Annotated in this window: 16 protein-coding genes and 2 pseudogenes; 13 read left to right on the top strand and 5 right to left on the bottom strand. The window is 69.9% G+C overall.

What is annotated here, in order from left to right:
• Positions 1-38: 38 nt before the first annotated feature.
• A complete protein-coding gene (locus L7N97_RS15440; protein WP_237479206.1) occupies positions 39-809 on the top strand; it encodes an SDR family NAD(P)-dependent oxidoreductase in 771 nt (256 codons plus the stop codon).
• Positions 810-1029: 220 nt separating this feature from the next.
• On the top strand, positions 1030-2385 hold the full coding sequence (locus L7N97_RS15435; RefSeq protein ID WP_237482259.1) for an IS701 family transposase: 1356 nt from the start codon (positions 1030-1032) through the stop codon (positions 2383-2385).
• Between the two features lie 284 nt (positions 2386-2669).
• On the opposite strand, the gene L7N97_RS15430 is transcribed toward L7N97_RS15435, so the two are convergent.
• Both L7N97_RS15430 and L7N97_RS15425 read right to left on the bottom strand, forming a co-directional pair.
• On the bottom strand, positions 2670-3719 hold the full coding sequence (locus L7N97_RS15430; protein WP_237477084.1) for an IS110 family RNA-guided transposase: 1050 nt from the start codon (positions 3717-3719) through the stop codon (positions 2670-2672).
• A 120-nt stretch (positions 3720-3839) separates the two neighbouring features.
• Positions 3840-4646, bottom strand: a complete 807-nt coding sequence (locus L7N97_RS15425) for an IS5 family transposase (protein ID WP_237477083.1) — start codon at positions 4644-4646, stop codon at positions 3840-3842.
• Between the two features lie 119 nt (positions 4647-4765).
• On the opposite strand from L7N97_RS15425, the gene L7N97_RS15420 reads away from it, so the two are divergent.
• Together L7N97_RS15420 and L7N97_RS15415 are read left to right on the top strand one after the other, a co-directional pair.
• Positions 4766-6073, top strand: coding sequence for an ABC transporter substrate-binding protein (locus L7N97_RS15420; RefSeq protein ID WP_428980996.1), 1308 nt, complete (start codon positions 4766-4768; stop codon positions 6071-6073).
• 214 nt (positions 6074-6287) lie between these two features.
• Positions 6288-7064 carry a mannitol dehydrogenase family protein gene (locus tag L7N97_RS15415; RefSeq protein WP_237479205.1) on the top strand — a complete coding sequence of 259 codons (777 nt, stop codon included), beginning with the start codon at positions 6288-6290 and terminating at the stop codon, positions 7062-7064.
• Here L7N97_RS15415 and L7N97_RS15410 read toward each other — a convergent pair.
• Positions 7015-7870 (bottom strand): annotated as a pseudogene (locus L7N97_RS15410) (IS5 family transposase). The gene L7N97_RS15415 and the pseudogene L7N97_RS15410 sit on opposite strands and share 50 nt — an antisense overlap.
• A gap of 179 nt (positions 7871-8049) precedes the next feature.
• Between L7N97_RS15410 and L7N97_RS15405 the strand changes: the two are divergent.
• The 8 genes and pseudogenes from L7N97_RS15405 to cyoD form a co-directional block, all read left to right on the top strand.
• Entirely contained in the window at positions 8050-9099 is a 1050-nt protein-coding gene (locus L7N97_RS15405; RefSeq protein WP_237477084.1) for an IS110 family RNA-guided transposase, read from the top strand.
• A gap of 246 nt (positions 9100-9345) precedes the next feature.
• Positions 9346-10149, top strand: a complete 804-nt coding sequence (locus L7N97_RS15400; RefSeq protein WP_237479204.1) for a mannitol dehydrogenase family protein — start codon at positions 9346-9348, stop codon at positions 10147-10149.
• A 532-nt stretch (positions 10150-10681) separates the two neighbouring features.
• Positions 10682-10903, top strand: a complete 222-nt coding sequence (locus L7N97_RS15395; RefSeq protein WP_237479203.1) for a hypothetical protein — start codon at positions 10682-10684, stop codon at positions 10901-10903.
• Positions 10903-11199 carry a hypothetical protein gene (locus L7N97_RS15390; protein ID WP_237479202.1) on the top strand — a complete coding sequence of 99 codons (297 nt, stop codon included), beginning with the start codon at positions 10903-10905 and terminating at the stop codon, positions 11197-11199. The genes L7N97_RS15395 and L7N97_RS15390 overlap by 1 nt, the downstream gene beginning before the upstream one ends.
• A gap of 214 nt (positions 11200-11413) precedes the next feature.
• Positions 11414-12379, top strand: a complete 966-nt coding sequence (locus tag L7N97_RS15385) for a COX aromatic rich motif-containing protein (protein ID WP_237479201.1) — start codon at positions 11414-11416, stop codon at positions 12377-12379.
• 5 nt (positions 12380-12384) lie between these two features.
• A complete protein-coding gene (gene cyoB, locus L7N97_RS15380; RefSeq protein ID WP_237479200.1) occupies positions 12385-14388 on the top strand; it encodes a cytochrome o ubiquinol oxidase subunit I in 2004 nt (667 codons plus the stop codon).
• On the top strand, positions 14385-15098 hold the full coding sequence (locus tag L7N97_RS15375) for a cytochrome (ubi)quinol oxidase subunit III (RefSeq protein ID WP_237479199.1): 714 nt from the start codon (positions 14385-14387) through the stop codon (positions 15096-15098). The genes cyoB and L7N97_RS15375 overlap by 4 nt, the downstream gene beginning before the upstream one ends.
• A gap of 170 nt (positions 15099-15268) precedes the next feature.
• Positions 15269-15640, top strand: a pseudogene (cyoD, locus tag L7N97_RS15370) (cytochrome o ubiquinol oxidase subunit IV); the annotation flags it as partial.
• A gap of 28 nt (positions 15641-15668) precedes the next feature.
• Here cyoD and L7N97_RS15365 read toward each other — a convergent pair.
• Complete coding sequence (locus L7N97_RS15365; protein WP_237479198.1) at positions 15669-16373, bottom strand: SDR family oxidoreductase; 705 nt, start codon at positions 16371-16373, stop codon at positions 15669-15671.
• Positions 16374-16416: 43 nt separating this feature from the next.
• Complete coding sequence (locus L7N97_RS15360; protein WP_237479197.1) at positions 16417-17313, bottom strand: polysaccharide deacetylase family protein; 897 nt, start codon at positions 17311-17313, stop codon at positions 16417-16419.
• A 151-nt stretch (positions 17314-17464) separates the two neighbouring features.
• Here L7N97_RS15360 and L7N97_RS15355 point away from each other — a divergent pair, with 151 nt between their 5' ends.
• Positions 17465-18421 (top strand): LysR family transcriptional regulator, encoded by a 957-nt coding sequence (locus tag L7N97_RS15355; RefSeq protein WP_237479196.1) that lies wholly within the window; start codon positions 17465-17467, stop codon positions 18419-18421.
• Positions 18422-18428 lie beyond the last annotated feature (7 nt).

Genomic DNA, 18428 nt, shown 5'->3' with positions numbered 1-18428 from the left:
GGCGCAGGCCGCGCGCGTGATCTGAACGGAGAGGTGCAATGGATCCGAAGACAGCACGCCTGGACGGGCGGACCGCCGTGGTGACGGGCGGCGCGAGCGGGATCGGCTGGGGCTGCGCCAAGGCGCTGGCGGCGGCCGGCGCGCGCGTGGCCGTGCTCGACGCGAGCCCGGCCAACCTCGAGAAGACGGCCGCGGAGGCCGGGGGCGGCGACTTCGTGTTCGACCGCCTGGACGTGACGGACCCGGAGGCGGTCGAGCGCATGGCCACGTCGCTCAACGGGCGGCTCGGACGCGTGGACCTCCTCGTCAACAGCGCCGGCATCGGGCGCCGCTCCGACGCCGTGGACATCACGGACGCGGAGTGGCGCGAGGTCCTCGACGTCAACCTGAACGGCACCTTCTGGTGCTGCCGCGCGTTCGGGCGGCACATGATCGCCGACGGGCGGGGCGGCTCGATCGTGAACATCGGGTCCATGTCGGGCGACGTCGTCGTCCGCCCCCAGAACAACGCCCACTACAACGTGTCGAAGGCGGGTGTGCACCACCTCACCCGCACGCTCGCCACCGAATGGGCGCCGAAGGGCGTCCGGGTCAAGGCCATCGCGCCCGGCTTCGTGCAGACCCCGCTGACCGCCTACGCGATGGACCAGGACCCCGCCATGACCGCGACGTGGCTCGCCAACACGCCGCTCGGCCGCGTGGGGCAGGTGGACGAGGTCGCCTCCATCGTCGTGTTCCTCTGCTCCGGGGCTTCGAGCTTCGTGACCGGGTCGGTGCTCGCCGCGGACGGCGGCTACACGGCCTGGTGAGGCGCGCCGCCGACCCCGCCGGGCTGGGAGGGGTTCAGGCGACGCCCTGATCGGACGCGGTCGAGGATCGCGGCCAAGCGTGTGTCACGCTCTTGCTGACACACGCCAACTTGGAAAGCCGAGCCTGTTCACAGACCCTAACACTACTTTGGTATTTCGCGGAACGCGATAGGGCCTTTGCGGATTCCACGCCGGGATGTGCCGGTGCGGGGTGGGCGTCATGGGCGATGGAGGAAACTGGCGGGCGGATCTGGATTGCTGGCTGGAGCCGTTCCTGGCGGAACTGAACCACGCGGCGCGGCGGACAATGTGCCCGCATTACATCGCCGGGCTGATCGGGCTGGGCGAGCGCAAAAGCATGCAGCCTATGGCGGCGCGCCAGGACGGGCTCAGCTACGACCGGCTGCAGCACTTCATCTCGGTCGGGCGCTGGGACGATGCTCCGCTCGCCCGCACGCTTCTGGCCGAGGCGGACCGCATGGTGGGCGGGCGCGACGCCGTGCTGGTGATCGACGATACGTCGCTGCCCAAGAAGGGACGGCACTCGGTCGGTGTAGCGCCGCAGTACCTGTCGACGCAGGGCAAAACCGGCAACTGCCAAGCGATGGTGTCGCTCACCTTGGCGCGGCGCGAGGTGCCGGTGCTGCTCGGGCTGCGGCTGTTTCTGCCCACGACATGGACCGACGACGCGACCCGCATGGCCCGGGCGGGCGTGCCCGAGGCGGCGCGGGCGCCGCGCACCAAGCCTGAGATCGCGCTGGGCGAGGTGGACCGCGTCAGGGCCGCAGGGGTGCGCTTCGGCCTTGTGCTGGCCGACGCGGGCTACGGCTGCAGCGCGACGTTCCGGGCGGGACTGAGCGCGCGAGGGCTCGCCTGGGCAGTCGGCGTGCCGTCCAACGTCAAAGTCTATCCGGCCGACGTGAAACTGCTGCCGGCCGAGCCGAAGCCGGGGCGCCCGTCTGACTTCCTGCTCCCCGACACGGCGTCGGAACCGGCCGAAGCCGTGCTGGGGCGGGCCAGGTGGTGTTCGGTGACATGGCGCTCGGGCACCAAGGGACGGCTGAAGGCGCGCTTTGCCGCCGCGCGGGTGCGCGTCGCGGACGGCCCCACGCGGCGCATCGGCGGCAAGGCGAACCAGCACCTGCCCGGCGACGAGGAGGTGTGGTTGGTAGGCGAGCATCGCGCCTCGGGCGAGCGGAAGTTCTACCTGTCGAACCTGCCGCCGAAGGCCAGCCTGCGTCGCCTGGCGAGTGCCATCAAGGCGCGCTGGGTGTGCGAACAGGCGCACCAGCAGGTGAAGGAGGAATTGGGCCTCGACCATTTTGAAGGCCGGTCCTGGACGGGGCTGCACCGACACGCGCTGATGACCATGCTGGCCTACGCGTTCCTGCAGCACCGACGGCTCGCCCGAGCGGGGCGGGGAAAAAAAGCTGAAGGCGGGCCTGCCACCGCCTCAGCCGACCCTTCCGGCCGTACGCCGGGCCATGCTGGACAGCCTGGGCCGGCACCTCACGCGATGCCCGCATTGCGATCGGCTCCTCAACCGCGCATCATCGAGTTGAACGTGCCAAAGTAGTGCTAAGAGCCTTCTCTGATTGGGGCTCTGGAGGTCAAGCGCTCCTGTCAGGTTTTTTGTCCCGTTCCCGCGGGTCACACGCTTCTCTTCGCGGTCGGCGTTTCGCCGCCGCATGATGGGGTCAGTCCGGCTCGGTCCCTCGATCTGTTTCACGACCTCGCGACGTCGCCGCGGGCTCAAGACTCTCAACGAGGTGGCCTTACCGATCGTCCCCACGGGAACGGTCCACATCACCCTTTCAGGTGAAGCTCGTGCGGGTGGCGGCTCGCGGTGTCCTCCGAGCGTCAGGCAACTACGGTGGCGGGCGCGGTGGTCGGCCCGGTGCCGAACCGAAAGTCGGTACCGTCGCTCCACATCCGGTGCAGGACCACGGCCAGCTTTCGGGCTACGGCAACGCGCGCCCGCGCCATGCCGCGATGCTTGGCGATCGTCATGCCCCAGGCCCGCAGGCTGGACCATTTCTGGCTGCGCACGAGCAACGCGTTAGCGGCCTCGTACAGGGCCGTTCGCGCCAGTTCGTCGCCGCATCGGCTGATCTTGCCCTGAATGTCGGTCTCGCCCGACTGGTAGCGCGAGGGCGTCAGGCCGAGATGGGCACCGACGTCGCGCGAATGGCCGAACCGATCGGGTCGGTCGATCGTGGCGCGAAACGCCAGGGCGGTGATCGGGCCGACGCCGGGTGCGCTCATCAGCCGCCGACAGATCTTTTCCTCGCGCACGATCTTCAGCACCTGTTTTGTCAATCGGGCGAGCTGCTGGATCATCGTCGACAGTACAGTGAGCAACGGCTCCACCATCGCCAGCAACGCTGTGTCGTCCGAGCAGAGTTCGCGCACACGCTTGTCGAAGGCCGCCCGGCTCGGCGTGCCGACCTTCAGCCCGGCTTCCCGAAGCATGGCCCGAACGACGTTCTCGATCGACCGCATCTCGTTCAGCACCGTGCGGCGTGCGACCAGCAGCGAGCGCCACAGCCGGCACTGCTGCGACTTGACGTGCACCTGCCGGAACCAGCCGGTGCGCATGATCTGCGCCAGGGCACGCGCGTCGTTGCGGTCGGTCTTGTTGGGCATGGTCTTCATGGCGGCGTTGGCCTGCCGTGTCTCGATGCAGACCGCCGCCAGCCCCGCCGCGCGCAGGCCCTCGTGCAGCCAAGCCGTCAACGAGCAGGCTTCGAGGCCGATCCGCTCGATCGGCAGCTTCAAGCCCTGCAGGGCCGCAACCAGCGGCCCTGGCGCGCTCGCGGCGCGCAGCTCCTTCACGATCCGACCCGCGTCATCGACCACGCAGATCGCGGTCTCTTCCAGGGACACGTCCAGTCCGGCATAGTACGTCATGGTTGCTCCTGTCGCGATGCTTGTGGCCGCTCGACACGGACCACGTTGAACCATCCGGGCAGGAGCAGCCACCGTTGGGCCTGGGCTGGAGCCCCAATCACCCCATCTGTTTGACCTGTCTTAGCTGTTATAGGCTCGGATCAGGCGGTGGCAGTTGGCGATGCTGACGGCATCTTCGGCTGCCGTGGTGCTCTGTTCCAGGTTGCGCGTGAGGCGATGATAGCGGTTGGTCAGGGTGCCGAAGGTGCCCTCGATGCGCCATCGCACGGGCAAGGGTTTGAAGCCTTTCACGTCCCGCTCGCGCGTAGAGACCTGAACCTCGATGCCGTGAGGTGCGGCGGCCTGCGCCATGCGGGCACCGCTGTAGATGCCGTCGACCTTGACGCGTCGAGGCGTCCAGCCCTCGGCAGCGGCGCGGTCCAGCAACTCTGCCGCGGCGGCCGTGTCGTGCACGTTGGCGGCCGTCACCGACGTGGCGAGCACGAAGCCGAGCGAGCAGGTCAGCACGTGACGCTTGATGCCCTTCACCTTTTTGTTGCCGTCCACGCCGCGCTCTCCCGCCTGCGGCCCTGACGCGACGCTTTGCGAGTCCATGATCGCCGTCGCGGGTTCGGGGTCGCGTCCGCGGCGAGCCCGCTCGGCGCGCGTCAGCACGGCCGCGATGTCGGCCCACACGCCGTCGGCGCGGAAGCGGTCGTGCCAGGAGCGCACGGTCTGCCACGGACCGAACTCCCTGGGCAGAAAACGCCATGGACAGCCGGCCTTCTCCAGATACAAGCAGGCGTTGACGATCTCGCGCAGGTCAGCGGTCAGCGTCCTGTACACGCCCATCATCGGCGCAAGTGTTGCCCACTCGCTGTCTGTCAGATCGCTCGGATAGCGCCGACCGTCATCCTTGTAGCGATCCCGAGCCTCGGCAGTCCACATCGTCGCCTCCACCAGAAACGACAACGCAAACCGATCAAAGAAAGGTCAAACAGGCTCTAAGAGCGGCGAGGTGGGCCAACCACTTCCGACGACCCGAGGAACCGAGAAGGAGAGAACGCATGAATGCTCTGTCATCCACGGTCGCGGCGGCTCTGCTGTTCGTCGCCATGACCGGGCCTGGGGGCGCGGAAACGCTGACCATCGCCACGGTCAACAACGGCGACATGATCCGCATGCAGCGGCTGTCGAGCGACTTCACGGCCAAGAACCCCGACATCCAGCTGAGATGGGTCACGTTGGAGGAGAACGTGCTCCGCCAGCGCCTGACCACGGACATCGCCACCAAGGGCGGCCAGTTCGACATCATGACCATCGGGACCTACGAGGCGCCGATCTGGGCGAAGCTCGGCTGGATCCTTCCCCTGGACAAGCTGGGCGCCGACTACGATGCCGGCGACCTGCTCCCGGCGATCCGCGAGGCCGTCTCCCACGACGGCAAGCTCTATGCCGCGCCCTTCTACGGCGAGAGCTCCCTCCTGATGTATCGCAAGGACCTGTTCGAGAAGGCCGGCATCGCGATGCCGGCCTCCCCGACGTGGGAGTTCATCGCGGACGCGGCCCGGAAGCTGACCGATCGAGGGGCGGACGTGTACGGGGCCTGCATGAGGGGCAAGCCCGGCTGGGGCGAGAACATGGCCTCGGTGACGTCGCTCGCGAACTCGTTCGGGGCGCGCTGGTTCGACGACCAGTGGAAGCCACAGTTCGACAAGCCCGCCTGGAAGCAGACGGTGACGTTCTACGCCGACCTGATGAAGGACGCGGGTCCGGCGGGCGCGACGTCCAACGGCTTCAACGAGAACCTCGCCCTGTTCCAGCAGGGTCACTGCGCCACCTGGGTCGACGCCTCCGTCGCGGCCTCGTTCCTTTCGGACCCCAAACAGTCCAAGGTCGCCGACAAGGTGGGCTTCGCCGTCGCCCCGACCGGCCCCGACGGGACCGACCACGGGAACTGGCTCTGGGCCTGGAACCTGGCTGTTCCGTCCTCGTCCAAGAAGGTCGACGCGGCGGAGAAGTTCATCTCCTGGGCGACGTCGAAGTCCTACACGGACCTCGTGGCGTCGCAGGACGGCTGGGCCAACGTGCCTCCGGGCACCCGCACGTCGCTCCACCAGAACCCCAAGTACCTGGCCGCGGCGCCGTTCGCGAGGATGACGCTCGACGCGATGAACTCTGCGAGCATAGGGAAGCCCAAGACGCCCTACCAGTTCTGGCAGTACGTCATCATCCCTCAATATCAGGCCATCGGCACGAACGTCGGCCAGATCTTCGCGTCGGCGATCGCCGGGCAGACCTCCGTCGATGACGCGCTCGCGCAGGCCCAGCAGTCTACGCAGCGGGACATGGAGAAGGCGGGCTACTACAAGTGACCGGCACCTGAAGTCCCGGGCGTGAAACTCGGCTCGGCGCGGGGATGAGGGCGAGCATGCGGCCGCGGAGGGAGCGGGGCGCTCTCCCGCGGCCGACTCGGGGAACGCGCCGGCCCGCTGCACGCGGACGGCATCGCCGTGGCGAGGCCGGTCGATGGAGGGGAGAGCCGCCCCGGAAACGGGCTCGATGTTCGAACCACAGGAAGGAATCCCGATGCGCACGCTCAGCGGCCGGACGCTGGACAGTCTCCCCGAGCACGTCGCCGTGCCGCGCTACGATCGTTCGGCCCTGCGGGCCGGCATCGTCCACATCGGGGTCGGCAACTTCCATCGGACCCACTTGGCGCTCTACGTCGACGACTGCCTGGCGTCGCCCGACCAGGAAGCCTGGGGCATCGTCGGGGTGGGATTGCTGGACGGGCCCGCGGCCCGCGCCAAGGCCGCGGCCTTCCGGCGACAGGACGGTCTCTACACGGTCACCGAGTTCACCCCGGACGGCGAAGGCCGGACGAGGGTCATCGGCGCCATGATCGACTACCTGCATGCGCCCGCAGATCCCGAAGCGGTCCTGGCCCGCCTGGCCCATCGCGACACCAGGATCGTGAGCCTGACCATCACGGAGGGCGGGTACAACATCGACGAGGCGACGGGTGCCTTCTCCCTGGACGACCCCGACGTCGCGCGCGATCTGGCCGGCGGCCCGCCGAAGTCCTGCTTCGGAATCGTGGTGGAGGCTCTGGCGCGCCGCAGGGCGGCGGGCCTGGGAGGATTCACGGTCTGCTCCTGCGACAACCTCCGCGGCAACGGCGACACGGCCCGAAAGGCCTTCACGGCCTTCGCCCGCGCGCGGGACCCCGGCCTCGCGGACTGGATCGACGCGGAGGTGGACTTCCCGAACTCCATGGTGGACCGGATCGCGCCTCAGAGCCTGACCCAAAAGCCTACGATCGCGCGAGTCGCCGGATGCCGAACTGGATGGCAGCGAGGGTGACGAAGGCGAGCAGGGTCGAGGCGAGGTTTTCGAAATCCTTGGCCAGGCGCCGGTTCCGCCCGAGCCAGGAGAAGGTCCGCTCCACAACCCACCGGCGCTTGATCACCTCGAAGCCGACCGCCTTGGGATTGCGGCGGACCACCTCCAGCCGCAGCCCATTGCTCGCTGCCGCCTCATAGGTCTGTTGCGCATTATAGCCCGCGTCGGCGAATACACATTCCAGCCACGGAAACCGGAGCTTGATCTTGTCGAACAGAAGCGCCGCGCCGTCGCGGTCCTGAACGCCTGCCGAGTGGACGACGAGGCGGATCGGCAAACCCAGTGTGTCGACGAGCGCGTGGATCTTGCGACCTTTCACCTTCTTTCCAGGCTCGTAACCCACCGCGTCGGCTGCGTCGGCGGTCTGTTTCTCGGCTTTACAGCCCCTTTTTCGGCCGACTTGATCGTCTGGCTGTCGATGATGCCGGCGGAAGGGGAACCTTCACGGTCCTCGCGCTCCCGCAGCATCGGGTAAAGCTGGTCCCAGATCGCATGCCACGTGCCGTCAGCCTGAAACTTGCGGAAGATGTTGTACACCGTCGAACGCGGAGGAAAGCCATCCCGCGGCAGATAGCGCCACGGGCAGCCGGTTCGCAGCAGAAACAGGAGCGCGTTCATCGCCGACCGCATGTCGGTCTTGCGGGCCTGCCACCCGGAGTGGCATCCGGGATCAGCGGCCCCAGCACGGCCCACTCCGCATCCGTGACATCGCTCGGAAAGCCGCCACCCAGGCGCCTGTAGGTTTTTCGTTGCTCGTCGGTCCACATGGTGATCCTGCCCGCTCGCTCGCCGGCTCTGAATCACACAACCAGGACGACGTCATCCATCCTTTTGGGTCAGATGGGGTGATTGGGGCTCCAGCCCAGGCCCAACGGTGGCTGCTCCTGCCCGGATGGTTCAACGTGGTCCGTGTCGAGCGGCCACAAGCATCGCGACAGGAGCAACCATGACGTACTATGCCGGACTGGACGTGTCCCTGGAAGAGACCGCGATCTGCGTGGTCGATGACGCGGGTCGGATCGTGAAGGAGCTGCGCGCCGCGAGCGCGCCAGGGCCGCTGGTTGCGGCCCTGCAGGGCTTGAAGCTGCCGATCGAGCGGATCGGCCTCGAAGCCTGCTCGTTGACGGCTTGGCTGCACGAGGGCCTGCGCGCGGCGGGGCTGGCGGCGGTCTGCATCGAGACACGGCAGGCCAACGCCGCCATGAAGACCATGCCCAACAAGACCGACCGCAACGACGCGCGTGCCCTGGCGCAGATCATGCGCACCGGCTGGTTCCGGCAGGTGCACGTCAAGTCGCAGCAGTGCCGGCTGTGGCGCTCGCTGCTGGTCGCACGCCGCACGGTGCTGAACGAGATGCGGTCGATCGAGAACGTCGTTCGGGCCATGCTTCGGGAAGCCGGGCTGAAGGTCGGCACGCCGAGCCGGGCGGCCTTCGACAAGCGTGTGCGCGAACTCTGCTCGGACGACACAGCGTTGCTGGCAATGGTGGAGCCGTTGCTCACTGTACTGTCGACGATGATCCAGCAGCTCGCCCGATTGACAAAACAGGTGCTGAAGATCGTGCGCGAGGAAAAGATCTGTCGGCGGCTGATGAGCGCACCCGGCGTCGGCCCGATCACCGCCCTGGCGTTTCGCGCCACGATCGACCGACCCGATCGGTTCGGCCATTCGCGCGACGTCGGTGCCCATCTCGGCCTGACGCCCTCGCGCTACCAGTCGGGCGAGACCGACATTCAGGGCAAGATCAGCCGATGCGGCGACGAACTGGCGCGAACGGCCCTGTACGAGGCCGCTAACGCGTTGCTCGTGCGCAGCCAGAAATGGTCCAGCCTGCGGGCCTGGGGCATGACGATCGCCAAGCATCGCGGCATGGCGCGGGCGCGCGTTGCCGTAGCCCGAAAGCTGGCCGTGGTCCTGCACCGGATGTGGAGCGACGGTACCGACTTTCGGTTCGGCACCGGGCCGACCACCGCGCCCGCCACCGTAGTTGCCTGACGCTCGGAGGACACCGCGGGCCGCCACCCGCACGAGCTTCACCTGAAAGGGTGATGTGGACCGTTCCCGTGGGGACGATCGGTAAGGCCACCTCGTTGAGAGTCTTGAGCCCGCGGCGACGTCGCGAGGTCGTGAAACAGATCGAGGGACCGAGCCGGACTGACCCCATCATGCGGCGGCGAAACGCCGACCGCGAAGAGAAGCGTGTGACCCGCGGGAACGGGACAAAAAACCTGACAGGAGCGCTTGACCTCCAGAGCCCCAATCAGAGAAGGCTCTCAGGTCACGGAGGCCGTCCGTGACAAGCTCAACCGCCGCAGCGGCGTCGACGACGGCCTCCCCGCGATGGCGGAAAGCTTCAATCAATGGGTCAGCGAGGACCGCTTCAGGTACGGGCGCCCGCGGCTCGAGGCGGCGGGCGTCGAGTTTCGCGACGACGTCGCAGAACACGTCGGCGTCAAGGGGCGCATGCTCAATGCGGCCCACATGATGATGTGCTGGCCGTCGCTCCTGATGGGGCAGAGGCTCGTGCACGAGGCCATGGCCGACGACCGCGTCGTGGCGCTCGTCCGAGCGTTCCTCGACCGCGACGTCATCCCCTACGTCGACCCGCCGTCCGGCCTGCAACTCGACAAGTACCGCGCCATGATCGTCGAACGGTTCTCCAACCCGGCCGTCGCGGATCAACTGCTCCGCGTGGCCGGCGACGGCGCTTCAAAGCTTCCGACCTTCCACGCCAAGACGCTTTCGACGCTGGTCGCGGCGAATGCCGACATGCGCCGGGAAGCCTTCATGCTGGCCTGCTACGCGCGCTGCCTGCTCGGCCGCGACGATGCGGGCTCCGCCTTCGATGTCGTCGAGCCGGTGCTGAAACCCGCCGACTGGGCGCTCGTTCGGTCGGGGCCGGCCGGCATCCTGCGGGCGTCGCCGTTCGCCGCCCTCGACTTGCAGGCTTACCGGCCCTTCATGGCCGCCTTCGATCGCCATTCCGCATCGATCGCCCGGCACGGCGCGTCGTCGACGCTGGACGGCGTCCTTCGCGGCGATTGAACCGCGGCGGGGACGCCCGCCACGGGGCCCCTCGGCATCGAAGCCGGCGTCCGCCCGGAGCGCCGCTCCACGCCGCGTCCACCCGTTCAGCGCCGCATCCCGAGGGCTCGGGACGGCACGTCGATGCCGCGATCCGCGCGCTGATGCGGATCGAATGCCGGGCCGGACGAGGACATCCCTTCGACCGCGCCGCCCACGCGAAGGGGCTTTCCGCTCAATAGATCGGCGACACTTTCGTATAAAGCGACTTGTCACTCCGACATAACAGCATCCCTCAATGAGCAAGCGCCACGGCGGAGACTTTTCAAATCATTTTCGGGTCGGTAGATTGATTCCCAGGTCGTTCGGGCGATGCGCGAATCACCATGGGCCGGCGATGCTTCGGCGGTCGGCTGTTTAGACCGAGCGGCTCCGTTTCCGGATTTTACTTCGGAAGAAAGGTTGGCGGCGTGTCGAGGATGCCCGGTCACCAGCGAAGCTCATCCCTGCGACCATGCCGATCCGCGGCTGCGGCGATCCGGTCGGAAGCGAGGTGGCGACGCACAGCGGCGACATCGGCCCCGTGAACGGCGTCATCGCCCGGCGGCTCCGGCATCCCGGACGACACTGCGTCGTCCGCGACGGGCGTCCCGTGCACGATCCCGTCGACGGCGGCGGCCCCCACGACCGCCCGCCGGTTTCCGCCCCCTCGGCCCTGGAGTGCACGGCCCTCCCCTCGGCCGAGTGGGGCGGCCGTGACGAGGGAGCGCCGTGATGCCTTCCCCGCCCAGCAGGCGGAGGTCGCCGGCGCAGTTGCTGGCCGCCGCGGAGGCGGGCAGGCGCAGCAAGGGGATCCTGCGCCCGCGCCGGGACATCGAGATCTTCGTCCTGCGGAGGTCGCCCGACGAGCGGTCGTTCCTGTGGCAGATCCGCCGGTTCGGCGGCGTCGTCCTGCTGACCAGCGATGGGGACTATCCGACCTCGGAAGCCGCGCGCGACGCCGGGATGGAGGCCCGAGCCGCCTTCCAGCGCGGATCGCCGGTGCGGCCGGCGTCCCCGGTCGAGCCGTGACCGTCCCGGTCCGCTGACCGATGGAGGCCGCTCGTATCCCCGCCGAAGGCGTCGCGGCCGGGGGAGCCGATCTGGCACATGGCTTGCCTCGCGTCGCGTTCGACGCGAGGTTGAGCCGGCCGGAGCGCCGGTGGGCGGGTGCGGACCTCCGGGCCCGCACCGGCGCGGCGTCGGGCCGCCAGAACCATCTCCGACAGCGAAGGGGGCATCCGGCATGACGACGCGTTCGAGAGACTTCCCGGCGCCCCCGGCCGAGCGGCGGAGTCCCGCGATCCTGGCCGCGCTCGCGCTCGCCGCGGGCCTCGGCGGCTGCTCGCGCGGCGTCCTCGCCCCCGTCGGCCCGGTCGGCGCTTCGCAGCGCCTCATCCTGTTCGACGCCGTCCTCATCATGATGTGCATCGTGGTGCCCACGATCGTCGCCACGCTGGCCTTCGCGTGGTGGTTCCGGGCCGGCAACGCGAAGGCCAGGCGCCTGCCCACCTTCGCCTTCTCGGGCAAGGTCGAGGTCGTCACCTGGTCGGTGCCGCTGCTCACCATCGTGTTCCTCGGCGGCATCGCCTGGGTGGGCTCGCACGAGCTCGACCCCGCCCGGCCGCTGTCCCCGCCCGTCGAGGACCCCGCCGCCAAGCCGCTCGAGGTGCAGGTCGTCGCGCTCGATTGGAAGTGGCTGTTCATCTACCCGGACCAGGGCATCGCCAGCCTCAACAGGCTCGTCATCCCGGCCCGCACGCCGGTGCACTTCTCGCTGACCTCGGCCAGCGTGATGAACACGTTCTTCGTGCCGCAGCTCGGCTCCATGATCTACGTGATGAACGGCATGGCGGACCAGCTGAACCTTCAGGCCGAACGGGAGGGCACCTTCCCCGGCCTGTCGGGCCACTTCAGCGGCGACGGCTTCTCCGACATGCACTTCGACACCGTGGCGATGGGCCAGGACGGCTTCGCGGCCTGGACGGCGGCGGCGCGGGGCCAGGGCCCGTCGCTCGACGCGGCGGCCTACGGCCGGCTCGCGCGGCAGAGCACCGGCGACCCGCCGATGACCTACGGCGCGGTCGACCGGGACCTCTTCATGCGCGTCGTCGCGCAGCAGATCCCGCCCGGCCCCGGGCCGGATCCGCGGGCCGTCACCACGACCCCGGCCAACAAGGACCCCCGCTTCAACGCCAAAGCCGGAGGCTGACACCCGTGTTCGGCAAACTCTCCCTCGCCGCCATCCCGCTCGACGAGCCCATCCCGCTCGTCGCCGGCGGCCTCGTCGGCTTCGCCCTGCTGGGCCTGCTCGCCTACGTGGCCGTCAAGGGCTACGTGCCCTACCTGTGGCGCGAGTGGATCACCTCGGTGGACCACAAGCGCATTGGCGTCATGTACACGCTGCTGGCTTCCGTGATGCTGCTGCGCGGCTTCACCGACGCGATCATGATGCGCTCGCAGCAGGCCCTGGCCTACAGGTCTCCCGGCTACCTGCCGCCCGACCACTACGACCAGATCTTCTCGGCCCACGGCTCCCTGATGATCTTCATGGTGGGCATGACCTTCATGATCGGGCTGATGAACTACGTCGTGCCGCTGCAGCTCGGCGTGCGCGACGTCGCCTTCCCGACGCTGAACTCCGTCGGCTTCTGGCTCACCGCCACCGGCGCGCTCCTGATCAACGTCTCGCTGGTGGTCGGCGAATACGCCAAGACCGGCTGGCTGCCCTACCCGCCGCTCTCCGAGCTGACCTATTCGCCGGGCGTCGGCGTCGACTACTACCTGTGGGCCCTGCAGATCTCCGGCGTCGGCACGCTGATGACGGGCATCAACCTGCTCACCACCATCCTGAAGATCCGCGCGCCGGGGATGAACTACCTGCGCATGCCCATGTTCTGCTGGACCGCGCTGGCCTCCAACCTCCTCATCGTCGCGGCCTTCCCCATCCTCACCGCGACCTTCGCGATGCTGCAGCTCGACCGCTACCTCGGCTTCCACTTCTTCACCAACGAGGGCGGCGGCAACGTGATGCTGTTCAACAACCTCATCTGGGCGTGGGGGCACCCGGAGGTCTACATCCTGATCCTGCCCGCCTTCGGGATCTTCTCGGAGGTGATCTCGACCTTCTCGGGCAAGCCGCTGTTCGGCTACCGCTCCATGGTGATCGCCACCATGGCGATCTGCCTGCTGGCCTTCATGGTGTGGCTCCACCACTTCTTCACCATGGGGGCGGGTGCGGACGTCAACGCCGTCTTCGGCATCATGTCGATGGTCATCGCCGTGCCGACCGGCGTGAAGGTCTTCAACTGGCTCTTCACCATGTACGGCGGGACGATCCGCTTCGAGACGCCGATGATCTGGGCCGTGGCCTTCATGGTCACCTTCGTGATCGGCGGCCTCACGGGCGTTCTGCTCGCCGTGCCGCCGGCCGACTTCGTGCTGCACAACAGCCTGTTCGAGGTGGCCCACTTCCACAACGTCATCATCGGCGGCGTGCTGTTCGGCGCCTTCGCGGGCGTCTCCTACTGGTGGCCCAAGGCCTTCGGCTTCCGCCTGCACGAGGGCTGGGGGCGGGCCGCGGCGGCGCTGTGGATCGGCGGCTTCTACGTGGCCTTCATGCCGCTCTACGTGCTCGGCCTCATGGGCATGACGCGCCGCATGCAGCACTACGACGACCCCGTGTGGCACGCCTGGCTGATCGTCGCGGCCTTCGGCGCCCTGATGATCCTCGGCGGCATCGCCTGCCAGGTGGTGATGATCGCGGTCTCGATCCGCCACCGCGACGCGCTGCGCGACACCACCGGCGACCCGTGGGACGGCCGCGCCCTCGAATGGTCGACCTCGTCGCCGCCGCCGGCCTACAATTTCGCCGTGCTTCCTCGCGTGCACGGCGAGGAGCCCTACTGGGGCATGAAGCGGCGCGCGATCGAGCAGGCCCACCTGCCCGAAGCGCCGCACTACGAGCCGATCGAGATCCCGCGCAACAGCCCCACGGGCGTCGTGTCGGCCTTCTTCGCGACCGTCATGGGCTTCGCGCTGATCTGGCAGATCTGGTGGATGGCCGGGCTCGGCCTCGTCGGGGCGGTGGCGACCTTCGTGGTCTTCGCCTGGCGCGACCGCTCCGAAGTCGAGATGCCGGCCGCCGAGGTGGCCCGCATCGACGGCGAGAACCGCGCGGCGCGCGCGGCCCGCCTGCGCGAGCTGGAGGCGGCCCGATGACCTCCGCCTTCGCACCCGCGGCCGAGCCGGGCCGCGCCCTCGACGCACGCGCGCGCAAGAGCCCGCCCGACCCCTACCGGGTCGGCCACGGCGGTCCCGGCGGGGGCGGGACGCCGTCGGCGCCGGGGCGCGGCACCGGCGGCCCGGCGCCCAAGCGCATCGTGGTGGGATACGGCTTCTGGCTGTTCATCCTGTCCGACATCATCATGTTCGCGACGTTCTTCGCCGCCTATGCGGTGCTGCACGGCAACGCCGACGGCGGGCCGACGCCGCCGCAGCTGTTCAGCCTCGGCAACACGGGCGTCGAGACCGTGTGCCTGCTCCTGTCGAGCTACGGCTGCGGGGCGGCGGCCCTGGCCGCCAAGGCCGAGGACCGGCGCCTGTTCACGACCGCCATGGGGATCACCTTCGCGCTCGGCCTGCTCTTCGTCGGGCTCGAGGCGCGCGAGTTCGCCGACCTCGTCGGGCGCGGGGCGGGGCCGAGCCGCTCGGCCTTCCTGTCGTCCTTCTTCGCGCTGGTGGGCTGCCACGGGCTGCACGTGTCGGCGGGCCTGCTGTGGCTGCTCACCATGGTGGCGCAGGTCTGGGCCAAGGGCTTCCGCGCCGACATCCTGCGGCGCCTGTACTGCTGGACGCTGTTCTGGCACGCGCTCGACATCATCTGGGTCGGCGTCTTCACCGTGGTCTACGTCATGGGAGTCTACGCGTGAGCGCTTCCGACCGCAGGGCCGACCTCGTCCGCGGCCTCGCCTGGCTGGGCCTGGCCGGCTTCGTCGCGCTCTGGGCGCGGCCGGCCCGCGCGCCGCTCCTCGCGGCGGCGGCGGGCGGCGCCCCGGCCGGCACGGGCGCCCTCGACGCGGGCCAGGACGCGCCGTCGCGCGCCGACGGCGACCGCGGGCCCGGCGAGGAGCACCCCGACGACGCCGAGGGCACGAGCGGCCTCAAGGGCTACACGATCGGGCTCGGCCTCGCGCTGGTGCTGACGCTGGTCTCCTTCGGGCTGCCCGCCACGGGCCTCGTGTGGGGGCCGGCCGTGCCGGCGGCGCTGATCGTCCTCGCGCTGGCGCAGGTCGGCGTGCACCTGGTCTTCTTCCTGCACCTCACCACGGGGCCGGACAACACCAACAACGCCATGGCGCTGGCCTTCGGCGTCCTCGTGGTGGGGCTGGTGATCGGCGGCTCGCTCTGGATCATGTGGCACCTCGACGCCAACATGGTGCCGATGGACCGGATGATGGACATGCGGAGGTGAGGCGATCGTCGGCCACCGGGGGCCGGCCTCAGGCGATCGTGCCGCCGCCGTCGACCGTGACGGTCGTGCCGGTGACGAAGGGGTTGGTCGCGACGAAGACGATCGCCCGGGCGATGTCCTCCGGCCGGCCCACGCGGCGCGCCGGCAGGCGCTCGGCCGTGCGGGCGAACATCGCCGCCCGGTCGGCTTCCGGCATGCCGCCCCAGAGCGGCGTGTCGATCAGGCCGGGCGAGACCGCGTTGACGCGGACCGGCGCGCGCTCCAGCGCGAGGCCGCGGGCCAGCGCCTCCAGGGCGGCGTTGATCGCGCCCTGGAGCACCGCCCCGGCGCTCGGCCGACGCGACAGGAAGCCCGACACGACGGTGATGGAGCCGCCGTCCACGACCTTCGCGGCGCGGGCGACGTGGTAGGCGCCCCAGAACTTGCCGTCCATGGACGCCCGCGCGGCGTCGAGCGGTAGGGCCGCGACCGAGCCGCTCTTCGTCGCGGCCGCCGCGACCACGACGTGGTCGAAGGGCTCGCGGCCGGCGAAGAAGCGCTCGACGCCGGCCGCGTCGAGGAAGTCCAGGGCGGCCGCCTCCCCGCCGGCCGCGGCGGCGTCCAGCTTCGGGCCGGGCCGGCCGGCGGCGACCACGCGCGCCCCGGCCCGCGCGAACAGCGCCGCCGCCGCCCCGCCGATGCCGCCGCCCGCGCCGACCACGAGGACGCGCCGGCCCGTCAGATCATCGCTCATCTCGTCTCTCCTGCTCGCTCTCGCCGGGAACGGCCGGCCTCCGTCAGACCGCCGAGCCCGGCAGGCCGCTGACCGTGGGGGCGCCGCGGTCGAGGACCGGCGTGCCGGCCCGCGCCTTCAGCGCCCAGTCGGCGATCTCGTCCTTGCGCGCGAACCATACGCCGGGCTTCTCGCGCGCGTAGGCGAGGAAGCGGTCGAGGACGCGCACGCGGCCGGCGTGGCCCGAGATGCGGTCGTGCAGCGACACCACCATCATGCGGCGGCGGTGCGCGCCCTCCTCGTAGAGTTGGACGAACTCGTCCCTGAGCGCGCCCTCGTAGGCGGCCGGATCCCAGCCCCCGAAGGGGTAGGACACGATGTCGTTCATGTGGAACGTGTAGGGCACGGTGACGAAGTCGCCGCCCTTCAGCCTGACGACGAAGGGCTCGTCGCGGCTCGGCTCGTCGATGTGGTAGCGGAAGCCGAGGCCCTGCAGGATGTCGAGCGTGTGCGGCGAGTTGCGCATCCAGTAGGCGTTCCAGCCGACCGGGCGCTGGCCCGTCGCCCTCTCGATCGAGGCGACGGAATCGGCGATGAAGCGGCGCTCGGCGTCGGGATCGAGGGCGTAGCTGTTCTCCCAGGTGCGCCCGTGGGCGGCGGCCTCGTGGCCGCGCCGGACGATCTCGCGGGCGAGGTCGGGCGCCTTGTCGACCGCCTGCCCGATCATGAAGGACGACATCTTGACCCGGTGCCTGTCGAACAGGTCGAGCAGGCGCGGCACGCCCTCGTAGACGCCGTACTGGAAGAAGGCGTTGGTGGGCAGGTCCGGCAGGCCGTGCTCGATCGGGTCGGGGATGACGCCGCCCGCGCCCGAGATCGGCTGCCCGCCGGCCTCGAACAACAGCGAGAAGCTGACCGCCAGGCGGGCGCCGTCGGGCCAGAAGGGATCGGTGTCCGCCATCGCGGTCTCCTGTGCGGGGAGGAGGAAGGGCGCGCGGTCGCCGCAGCGGCGGCGGAGCCGCCCGGCGGCGCCCGTCGGTCGGGTGTGGGGGCCGGGCTCGTGGGAGCACCATCGACTATTGCCCCGCGGCCGAGAAGCCTGCGATGATGCGATGCTGTATCGCCCGCGAGTCGACAATGCCGTGCTCGACGACCTGAACGAGCTGCGCACCTTCCGCGCCATCCTGATCGAAGGCAGCCTGTCCGCGGCGGCGCGGCGGCTGGGCGTCACGCTGGCCGTCGTCAGCAAGCGGCTGGCGACGCTGGAAGGGCGGACCGGCGTGCGGCTGATCCACCGCACGACCCGCGCGCTGAGCCCGACCGAGGAGGGGGCGCGGCTGCTGGTCGACGTCGAGCGGGCGCTCGACGCCATCGAGGCGGGCGAGGAGCGGCTCGCGGGCGGCCGCGACGAGCCGGTCGGCACGCTGCGGGTGAGCGCCCCGATCGCGTTCGGGCGGCGCTGCGTCGTGCCGGCCGTGGGCGAGCTCGTGGGACGCCACCCGCGCCTCGCGGTCTCGCTCGACCTCGACGACCGCGTGGCCGACCTCGTCGGCGAGGGGCTCGACGTGGCGATCCGCATCGGCGGACTGGCCGACAGCTCGGCCACGATGCGCAAGCTCGCCGACAACCGGCGCATCCTCGTGGCGGCGCCGGCCTACCTCGACGCCATGGGGCGGCCGGCGACGCCCGAGGACGCCGCCGGCCACGCCTTCCTGCGCTACGGGACCGCCAACGAGCCCTGGCGCCTCCGGGGGCCGAAGGGCGCGACGGCCAGCCTCGCGGCGGTCGGGCGCCTACGCGTCGACGACGGCGACGCCGTGCACGATTGGGGCCTGGCCGGGCTCGGCGTCATGCTGAAGTCCGAGGTCGACGTCGCCGCCGACCTCGCGGCGGGCCGCCTGGAGCGGGTCCTGCCGGAGTGGGACGGCGGCGAGGCGCCGGTAGTCGCCCTCTACCCCAGCGCCCGCCACCTGCCGCTCAAGACGCGCGTGCTGCTCGACGCGCTGGAGCGCCGCGTCGGGGAGATGCTGGGAGGCCGGACCGGACCGGCGCGTCGCGGGGCGTCGTGACGCCGGC

The organism is Lichenibacterium dinghuense (genome assembly GCF_021730615.1).
GTDB lineage: Bacteria > Pseudomonadota > Alphaproteobacteria > Rhizobiales > Beijerinckiaceae > Lichenihabitans > Lichenihabitans dinghuensis.
The sequence above is the reverse complement of the archived record's forward strand: the minus strand, read 5'-3'. Positions and strand labels throughout refer to the sequence as shown.

Excerpts from the sequence above, each read along its gene's own strand:
- L7N97_RS15440 (WP_237479206.1), top strand. The coding sequence starts at position 39 with ATGGATCCGAAGACAGCACGCCTGGACGGGCGGACCGCCGTGGTGACG.
- L7N97_RS15435 (WP_237482259.1), top strand. The coding sequence starts at position 1,030 with ATGGGCGATGGAGGAAACTGGCGGGCGGATCTGGATTGCTGGCTGGAG.
- L7N97_RS15430 (WP_237477084.1), bottom strand. The coding sequence starts at position 3,719 with ATGACGTACTATGCCGGACTGGACGTGTCCCTGGAAGAGACCGCGATC.
- L7N97_RS15425 (WP_237477083.1), bottom strand. The coding sequence starts at position 4,646 with ATGTGGACTGCCGAGGCTCGGGATCGCTACAAGGATGACGGTCGGCGC.
- L7N97_RS15420 (WP_428980996.1), top strand. The coding sequence starts at position 4,766 with ATGAATGCTCTGTCATCCACGGTCGCGGCGGCTCTGCTGTTCGTCGCC.
- L7N97_RS15415 (WP_237479205.1), top strand. The coding sequence starts at position 6,288 with ATGCGCACGCTCAGCGGCCGGACGCTGGACAGTCTCCCCGAGCACGTC.
- L7N97_RS15405 (WP_237477084.1), top strand. The coding sequence starts at position 8,050 with ATGACGTACTATGCCGGACTGGACGTGTCCCTGGAAGAGACCGCGATC.
- L7N97_RS15390 (WP_237479202.1), top strand. The coding sequence starts at position 10,903 with ATGCCTTCCCCGCCCAGCAGGCGGAGGTCGCCGGCGCAGTTGCTGGCC.
- L7N97_RS15385 (WP_237479201.1), top strand. The coding sequence starts at position 11,414 with ATGACGACGCGTTCGAGAGACTTCCCGGCGCCCCCGGCCGAGCGGCGG.
- L7N97_RS15375 (WP_237479199.1), top strand. The coding sequence starts at position 14,385 with ATGACCTCCGCCTTCGCACCCGCGGCCGAGCCGGGCCGCGCCCTCGAC.
- L7N97_RS15365 (WP_237479198.1), bottom strand. The coding sequence starts at position 16,373 with ATGAGCGATGATCTGACGGGCCGGCGCGTCCTCGTGGTCGGCGCGGGC.
- L7N97_RS15360 (WP_237479197.1), bottom strand. The coding sequence starts at position 17,313 with ATGGCGGACACCGATCCCTTCTGGCCCGACGGCGCCCGCCTGGCGGTC.
- L7N97_RS15355 (WP_237479196.1), top strand. The coding sequence starts at position 17,465 with ATGCTGTATCGCCCGCGAGTCGACAATGCCGTGCTCGACGACCTGAAC.